The 8,108-nt window shown below is 45.5% G+C and carries 6 protein-coding genes; 2 read left to right on the forward strand and 4 right to left on the reverse strand.

Features of this window, described 5'->3' with window-relative positions:
• Positions 1 to 151: 151 nt before the first annotated feature.
• Positions 152 to 2,434 carry a YhgE/Pip domain-containing protein gene (locus tag J7E78_RS23255; protein WP_215078385.1) on the reverse strand — a complete coding sequence of 761 codons (2,283 nt, stop codon included), beginning with the start codon at positions 2,432 to 2,434 and terminating at the stop codon, positions 152 to 154.
• 206 nt (positions 2,435 to 2,640) lie between these two features.
• Positions 2,641 to 3,222, reverse strand: a complete 582-nt coding sequence (locus tag J7E78_RS23260) for a TetR/AcrR family transcriptional regulator (RefSeq protein WP_215078387.1) — start codon at positions 3,220 to 3,222, stop codon at positions 2,641 to 2,643.
• 384 nt (positions 3,223 to 3,606) lie between these two features.
• Between J7E78_RS23260 and J7E78_RS23265 the strand changes: the two genes are divergently transcribed.
• The gene (locus J7E78_RS23265; protein WP_215078389.1) at positions 3,607 to 4,821 is read left to right on the forward strand and encodes an MGDG synthase family glycosyltransferase; all 1,215 of its coding nucleotides are present in this window, start codon (positions 3,607 to 3,609) and stop codon (positions 4,819 to 4,821) included.
• A gap of 274 nt (positions 4,822 to 5,095) precedes the next feature.
• Here J7E78_RS23265 and J7E78_RS23270 read toward each other — a convergent pair whose 3' ends face one another.
• Together J7E78_RS23270 and thpR are read right to left on the reverse strand one after the other, a co-directional pair.
• Positions 5,096 to 5,953: a cell wall hydrolase gene (locus tag J7E78_RS23270; protein WP_215078391.1), complete on the reverse strand. Its 858-nt coding sequence runs from the start codon at positions 5,951 to 5,953 to the stop codon at positions 5,096 to 5,098.
• 130 nt (positions 5,954 to 6,083) lie between these two features.
• Positions 6,084 to 6,686 (reverse strand): RNA 2',3'-cyclic phosphodiesterase, encoded by a 603-nt coding sequence (thpR, locus tag J7E78_RS23275; RefSeq protein WP_215078393.1) that lies wholly within the window; start codon positions 6,684 to 6,686, stop codon positions 6,084 to 6,086.
• Between the two features lie 207 nt (positions 6,687 to 6,893).
• Between thpR and J7E78_RS23280 the strand changes: the two genes are divergently transcribed.
• Entirely contained in the window at positions 6,894 to 7,850 is a 957-nt protein-coding gene (locus J7E78_RS23280; protein ID WP_215078395.1) for a D-2-hydroxyacid dehydrogenase, read from the forward strand.
• Positions 7,851 to 8,108: the final 258 nt, after the last annotated feature.

Raw genomic sequence — 8,108 nt, forward strand, 5'->3', positions numbered from 1 at the left:
CTTCGCTATGCATTTGTATACAAAATAGCCTGCAACCCCTTTTTGGGGTCACAGGCTATTTGCACTATTTGACTACTATATTGCATAATTTCACTACAAGAAAATAAAGTTTTTTTTCAAAAATATGATCCTGCTGAAGATCAGGTTCGACTTATACCGTCACAACTTGACCAGAATCAGCGAGTTCCGTTTCTTTTTTCGGACGTCTGCCATTCCAAAGGAAGTAAGCAAGCGTCAGCAGAATGGATACACCGGCATAGATACTAAGAATTCCTGCCTGATGCCACATCACATCCAGATTACCACTCGATACAACAGCCTTGAAGCCCATAATGCTGTGCGTCATTGGCAACCAAGGGCTAAATGCTTGAAGCCACGATGGAATCAGTTCAACCGGGAAGGTTCCCGCACTAGCCGCAAGTTGGAAGACCAGCAGTAGAATGACAACATAACGTCCAGGCAGATCCAGCCAAGTCACAAGTGCCTGAACAATCAACATGAAGGTCAGTCCCGTGATAATGGTGAACAGATAGAACAGCCCTACGCTGTGCGTCTCCAGTCCAAGACCGTATAACATGAAACTTGCCACGATAACTGATTGGAAAATACTCACAGACCCAAATACCAGTGTCCGGCTGACAAAACGATTCCAGCCTGTTGCACCAGGTACGGACGTTTCCCGCATTTTCAATACAATCGTGGAAATCAAAGATCCCACAAACAGACCGATCGACAGGAAGAAAGGTGTCAATCCTGTACCATAATTGCTCACGTTCTCTGCTGTGTTCTCCGAGGAGTTCACCGGTTCAGCGAACATGTTCACCACATCATCCGTTTTCTTAACTTCGGATGTTTTCTGCGCGGCATCATTCAGCTTGGTTGCAAGTTCACTTGAGCCATCTTTTAGCTCGGTAAGACCGTCAGCCAGTTTGCCCGCGCCATCACCCAGTTGCTTGGAACCATCGGTTAGTGAATTAACGCCACCACTTAGTTTACCTACACCCGTTTGCAGAGCTGTTGTCCCTGAGCCCAGCTGCTTGGCACCATCTGCAAGCAATGTACCGCCACTTGCAGCATCACCCAATTTGCCGCTGAACTGCTTCAGGCCATCAGAGAGCTTCGCTCCCCCTTGACTAAGCTGTCCTGCTCCTGCCAGCAATTGCTTCTGACCATCCACCAGCTGGTTTGCACCAGCAAGAAGTTGCTCCTGACCTCCATGAAGCTCGGCTGCACCAGCAGCCAACTGCTGGTTACCCTGATGCAGTTGATCTGCACCCTCTGCAAGTTTCTGCTCGCTCTCATGCAATTGCGCACTGCCATCCGCAACAGATTCACTTGCCGCAAGCAGTTTCTGTACATCAGCATTCTCAGCCAGTTCCGGGTTTGATGCAGCAAGCTGTTTCAATCCGGCGGCTACGCCCTGTGCGCCATCAGCTACCTTGCCACTACCATCTACAGCCGATTGCAGACCTGTTGACAGTGTACCGCTGCCCTGAACGGCACTTTGCAGACCATCCGACAGCTTTGCACTGCCCTGTTCTGACGATTTCAGACCAGCCTGCAACTTACTTGTGCCATCCAGTGAAGACTGGAGTCCGGTTTCCAACTTGGCGCTGCCATCCTTCAACTGATCTGCTCCGCTCTGAAGCTGGCTCGATGCGGCTTCCTGAAGCTGTTGCAGACCGGATACAAGATTTGATGTTCCACTTTCAAGCTTGGTTGCCCCTGTGTGCAACGCGTTAACACCATCACTTAATGGAGAAAGTCCTTCCTGAAGTTCAAGCGTTCCTGATGCAAGCTTCGCCAGGTTATCCTTGAGCTTAACAGCACCATCATCCAGTTTGCCTGCGCCGGTATTCAGTTCACCCGCCCCATCGCCTGCCTCAGCCAAGCCATCCGATACTTCGGAGAACTTGTCGAGCAACGTCTCAGCATAGGATTCTGTAACTTTGGCCGAAACCTTCGCTTTCAAGTCCTTAATGGCAGTCTTACCGATCTGTGCACCGACAAAGCTGTAATTGCCATTCGGTTCGTAGATCAGATCAGCCGGCTCCGGCTTGTCATCGAGCAATGTTGTTGCTTGGGATGAGAAGTTCTCCGGAATTGTAATTTGCATATAATATTTGTCATTACTCATGCCTTCTTTAGCTTGGCTGGCACTGACAAAATCCCATTTAAAATCGGCATTTTTCTTCAGCTCATCCACAAGATCACTACCTACATGGAGTGATTTGCCCTCCAGCTCAGCGCCTTTATCCAGATTGACAACGGCAACCGGCATCTCATCCACATGACCATACGGGTCCCAATAGGCTGCCAGATAGATGCCACTATACAGGATCGGTATAAACATAATTGCAATAACAGGGATCAACACCTTCGGGTTTCTCACGGCCGATCCCACATCCTTGAAAAACACGGATAAAGATTTCATGTCATTTTCTCCCCTTAATCTCTCTGCTCCATGAGCAGGAATAACCATAATGAAATACAATGTCGCATTCCAGAAAACATACTGAAACACGAACTGACCACTTTCCTCAAACGGTCATTTTAGAACAAAAAAACAACCTGTCTTCCGACAAGCCTCCCTGCTTGATACGCGTGAAAATCCTTATATTATAGTAGATTAAATTCGGATTACGTTACAGCAGCAATTCCTTCCATTAAGAAAAGGCGAAAGTAAGTCTTTATTTCCTCTTTGCTCAGCGGTTGATGTTGTTTGTTCCAGTCTGAGGTGAGTGCAATATACAGGCGAATCATCATAAATGCGACGACTTGCGGATCACAATCTCGAATCTCTCCATTGTCTTTCGCTTTCTCAAGCTCCTTAGCCAGAAAGTCGGAGATTACTTTCTCCACCTTGTCCAATCCTTCCTTGGCCTGCAGCGTTCCAAAGTCCTTCAGCTCCTGAGATAACTTAACGAGCAGATCGTGATCACGACGAAACTCTAACAATGCATCCAGTACCCGAAACAGATTATCGAAAAATGCACTTTCCTGATGTACTTCACGATGCGCGATGTTCTTCATTTCCTGAATCACTTCTACCAAAATCTGATCAAACAATTGTTCCTTATTGGTGAAAAACGTATAGATCGTTCCTTTGCCAACGTTCGCAATCTTGGCGACCTGATCCATCGTCGTTGCTTTGTATCCAAACATGGCAAACGACTGGGCTGCTGCATGAATAACCTGCTGTCTCCTGTCAATCGGAGCCATCGTATCCCTCCTTTAATTACATACATTCATTGTTCAATCGGTCTACATAAATGACCAAAAATACAATTCAGTCATTCGGTCAAAATCTACAATACCACCTTCGAAATAAGATTGCAACCCTAACACTTTAAAAATTGTGTTAATATTTTTTAACCTAAATGCAGTGGAAACTCCTTCTGTCGTCGTCTATAGTGTAAGATGACTCAAACAATACGTATATAAATGAAGTTAGGTTGTCTCATTGTAAGATATATGGTGTAAATATTCATAGAAGAAACATGATTTTGCGCTTCAATGTATATTCATGTAATAACGCATTCCATAGCTAGAATAAACAATGAATATCTTCATTTTGAATTAAAACTTATGAATAAAGGTGAACTCATGCGAAAACCAAGAGTGCTCTTATTATCGGAAGGTTTCGGTACCGGTCACACTCAGGCCGCTCATGCGCTGGCACATGGTATCAAAAAAGTCAGTCCACATGTTCACAGTCGTGTCATTGAACTAGGGAAATTTTTGAACCCAACGGTAGCTCCACTAATTTTCTCTGCATATCGAAAGACACTATCGGTTCAACCCAAACTGGTCAGCCTGTTGTACCGCACGCAGTACAACAAATCATTTAATGGTTTTACCAAGCTGGCGTTGCACCGAATTTTCTATACACAGACGGCACAGGTCGTATCCCAACTGAAACCCGATGCGGTGATCTGTACCCATCCTTTTCCAAATGCAGTGATCTCCCGGCTCAAACGCCAGGGTCTGAATATCCCGCTCTATACGGTCGTGACGGATTATGACGTGCATGGAACATGGATTAATCCGGAAGTGAACAAATATCTGGTCTCAACCCCTCAGGTCAAAGCATTGCTTGAGATCCGGGGTGTTGATCCCTCCCATATTCAGATCACGGGAATCCCTGTGCATCCAGACTTCTGGGAAGCAGGAGATAAGGTGAAGCTACGGGAAGAGATGGGGCTCCAGAACATGCCTACCGCGCTACTTATGGGTGGCGGATGGGGACTTTCTTTTGATGAGGATCATATGAAAGCTCTCACGTCTTGGGCAGATCGTGTTCAAATGGTCTTCTGTCTAGGAAGCAATGAAAAAATGATAGCGAAAATGAAGGAAATGCCTTGCTTCCAGCACCCGAATATTCGTATTCTGGGATATACACGGGAAGTAAGCAAACTGATGGATGTATCCGATGTGCTGATTACAAAGCCAGGTGGCATGACATGCACTGAAGCACTGGCCAAGGGTCTACCGATGTTGTTCATTCCTCCGATTGCAGGTCAAGAGGAAGAGAACTGTGAATACTTTGTACAAGCCGGATACGGCCAGGTCATTCACTCTGCCGACGTGATCACCAATCGTTTCAGACAATTATGTGAGAAGGCATCCTCTCAAGCTGAAAGCCCGCTGAACGTAGCGCATATTTCAGGTAACCATTCGGCCTATGATCCAAAGTGCTGTGCTCAAGCTGTTCATAACTTATTGTTCCCGACTACAGCCGAAGTCACAACAACCTCCGTGGAGCGCTTCACAGCAGGAATTGCTGCCACGTCCTTGTCAGGTACCAGAATACCATTCTGACGTCTCTATGGACCTATAGAACAGCTCTCACGAGGAATTATAGGGGACAAGACGATTGCTCACGATATACAAAGAAGGTTCCCTTCCAAATTTATGGAAGGGAACCTTCTTTTATTTTCACTAATTCCACCGTATGATTTGGCAGAAAAAAGGGTAATTTAGAGTATAACGATATTTTAAATAACGAAATAAAACTACGATTCAGGCTTTTTGAAGGGCCGTGTGATGCACACACAGTTAACTACCCTGCCTGTTTGCAGAATTTACAGGTCGATTACTTGTAAAAAGTATGATGACCGATCGTTTTTACTTTTTTCTGCGAACGGGCAACTGTCAGATCGTCAGCAAGTGTCAATGATAAGAAATAATACGTATCATCGGCAACTTCCTTCTTCCCGTTCAACGCAGCATTCACTGCTTTGATGCTGTCCTCGTTGGGAACCACACGTTTCATACGTCCGTTCGCTACAGGACTAAACTGAGATTTCTGATAGATGACCTTGTAAATGGTATCGGGAAAATTGGCTGACCGCAGCCGGTTTAAGACAACATTGGCAACTGCCACTTTGCCTTCGTACGGTTCACCTTCCGCTTCTGCCATGACGATTTTTTGCAGCAGATGCAGTTCTTTATCGGACACACTGTATGACCAGGTTGCGAGTTTCCCGTCTTCCTGGTTCAGAAGTTTGGTCCGTGTAAAGTATAGTTTTTGGGGGGGAGTTGTTACAGCAGCGACTTCTTTGGCACGTTTCACTTTGGCCAATTTCAGTGCAGCTTCTTTTTTGGCTTTGGCCGCAGCTACCGCTCTAGCTTTGTTCTTGGCCTTGGCTTCTTGCAGTTCCTGCTCTTCTTGAGCAGTCGTAAGCCAGTTCTTCGCTGGCAGAGATTCAGTCCACGCTACGGTTTGGGCAGACAGATTAGAGGACAGACTTGTCCCATCTTCCATCATGCGCCTCTCTTCTTGCGTAGATGTTTGGTTATTTTGCACAGAAGCCGAAAGTTCGGTCATCTGTTTGCTATCACTAGCTTCATTCCACTTCCCCGTCGCCTGAACGACATTTACCCCCACTATACATACAAGCAGCACTGATAACATCGGTGCTACCCAACGATTTTTGCTTATAATGTTCATTCGAAGATTCCTCCTGTCGAAACAATTCCCTTAACTAAGTAACCCAAAAAAAAGAATTTGAATAACGATGGCTAATATTACATAGGGATAAACGTTATGTCAATGTGATTTTATGGCATAAAAATGATTATCAGGAAAAAGAGAACGTATCCACGACCTCATACATTGGCGATTGCCCCAGCCTTGTCACATAAAGTACAACGTCCTCCACCATCCAAGAATTAACACCTGTGGAATGTTCCGGAAGCACTCCAGACACCCCTTTATTTTCATTACCTGGAAGCTGTCCCAGATATTTTCTGGCAATGGTAATGTGGGGAGCATAAGGTCTTAATTCAGCTTCATATCCAAGGGGCAAAGTCGACTGCACGATTTGTTTTTGCAATGAAAACAAGTGCTCTACCTCTCCGCCAACACCTTTCCAAAGCACCTTAGGTGCTTCTTCAAGTCCAAATGTGCCCCAGTCGGAAAGCTGAAGTTCAAACGGCTGAAATCCGCTTGCTGCTGAGCGCAAAGCTTTTCGCAGGTGCCCGATGTCACTAACTAACGTATCCCCCAGAAATTGCAAGGTTATATGATAATCCCTGTGATCTGTCCATTCACGAAAATCAAGCTTGTTCTGTACAAGCCTCGCATCCATTTGAAGAGACTGCTGAACAGCAACAGGAAGACGAATTGCTACAAACAATCTTTCCCGTCGGGATGAATGATCCTGATGTGATTGGTTATTCATTGCATACACCTCTCTAAAGTTCGCTCTATTATTTCATAACTATACATATCGTTTCAAGTTGGGTAAGTATAGAGTGACACAAATATAACCATTTGCAAATAAGGCTAGATTCCTGCATTTACCACCTTAATGCACATCCAACACCAAATCTGATACACTTTAATTATCAAACTCATCAAACTATTTATCTCAGGAGGACCACACATTATGGGTAAAATTGTATGTTTTCCATCTCTATCCGAAGAACAGCAACAACGCATTCAGAATGCTGCACCAGGATACACCCTGAAATTCGGAAAAGCCAAGGAATTGGACCCTGCTGAGTTGAAAGAAGCTGAGATTATTCTCGGCTGGTCCTCACTCGTCACAGAACATGCATTGAAACAGGACAGCCTGTTGAAGTGGGTTCAGGTCTGGTCTGCTGGTGTGGACAATCTCCCCTTCGCAGATTTGCAACAAAAGAACGTTCAGGTCACCAGTGCAAATGGAGTTCATGCGATTCCAATCACTGAGATTATTCTGGGCATGATGTTATCCCACAGTCGCTGGCTGAGACAAGCTATGCTGCATCAACAGCAGGCCGAATGGAAAGCTCCTGCCAAACCATTGCCGGAACTGCATGGCAAAACAGCGGTCATCGTTGGTGTAGGTGAGATTGGGACCGAAACGGCCCGTATTCTCAAAGCCCTCGGCATGCGCACAATCGGAGTTCGCCGTTCAGGTAAGGATGTCCCCAATGTGGATCAAATGTACGACATGACCGGTTTACATGAAGCCTTGAGCCAGGGGGATTATGTAATTAATATTTTACCGCTAACCGATGAAACCAAACATATATATGATCAAACTGCATTTGAGCAGTTCCGATCCGGTGCCTGCTTCGTCAATGTGGGCCGTGGCCCCAGTGTGAAAACGGAAGCCTTGCTGAATGCACTCCAAAACGGCCAGGTTGCCTTCGCCGCACTGGACGTGTTCGAAGAAGAACCTCTTCCGGCAGACCACCCGCTATGGGGCATGGATAACGTATTAATTACGCCTCATATCGCAGGAAGTACAGAGCAATATGCAGATCGAGCAGTCGATATTTTCGTCAAAAATCTGGAAGCTTACGTCGCTGGCGATACCCTGCCGGTGAACCTTGTGGATTATAGTCATAAATATTAACACAAACACCCGTTCCCATGCAATATTGTGCAAATCAGATCAACGATATCAATTGAACAAATAAATATTTCTGTCCTCTACGTTCTCGTGTAAATCGTTAGTTCAATTGCAATGTACACAGTAAAAAGCTCCACCACTGGAAATTTTGAACCGCTCCCTGTCAAGTAGACAGTTAAAAAAACAAAAATTAGTTCATTGAGATACCTTAGCCCGGATGACGTGCTAAGGTATCTTTCTTGTTATACAGCTCTTCGGTCT

It is taken from the genome of Paenibacillus polymyxa (assembly GCF_018614975.1).
In the GTDB taxonomy this organism is placed as follows: domain Bacteria; phylum Bacillota; class Bacilli; order Paenibacillales; family Paenibacillaceae; genus Paenibacillus; species Paenibacillus polymyxa_E.